Genomic DNA, 651 nt, shown 5'->3' with positions numbered 1-651 from the left:
CAACCTGCGCGGGCTCATCCAGAAGCGTGCGATGCTGTCGGCCTTCATCGACGCCAGCGCCGACTCCTTCCTCACCGCCATCGTCGCCCTGTCCGCCGACGAGAACCAGCTGGTGCTCGACGCCGCCAGCGACGAGACGATAAACCGCCGTGTCGAGGCCGCCGAGCAGCTGATCTGTGTCACCCAGCTCGACCGCATCAAGATCCAGTTTGCCGCGCGCGGCATCCAGCGCATCCAGCACGAAGGCCACGACGCCTTCCGGGTGCAGGTGCCCGACGTGATGCTGCGCCTGCAGCGGCGGGAATACTTCCGCCTCACCGCCCCCAGCGCCCACAGCCTCACCTGCCTGATCCCGATGACCATCGGGGGCGAGCAGCGCGAGATCTCGGTCGAGGCCAGCGTCCTGGACATCAGCGGTGGCGGCCTCTCCATCACCATTCCCTCCGAAGGCATGCTGGTCGAGCCCGACATGGAGTTCGGCAACTGCCGCCTGATGCTGCCCGAAACCGGCGCCATCGTAACCTCGCTGCGCGTCCGCAACCTCTTCCGCATCACCAACCGCGACGGCAGCATCACCCTGCGCGCCGGCTGCGAGTTCACCCACCTTTCAAGCGCCATGGCCTCGACGATCCAGCGCTACATCCTGAAGGT

Annotated in this window: 1 protein-coding gene; it reads left to right on the top strand. The window is 66.7% G+C overall.

All coding sequences use genetic code 11. The annotated features are described in order from the left end of the window. On the top strand, positions 1-651 hold a 651-nt coding region (locus L6Q67_RS23920; protein WP_296576129.1), incomplete at both ends, for a flagellar brake protein.

The organism is Zoogloea sp. (assembly GCF_023150065.1).
Taxonomy (GTDB): Bacteria; Pseudomonadota; Gammaproteobacteria; order Burkholderiales; family Rhodocyclaceae; genus Zoogloea.
This window is presented reverse-complemented; position numbering and strand designations above follow the sequence as displayed.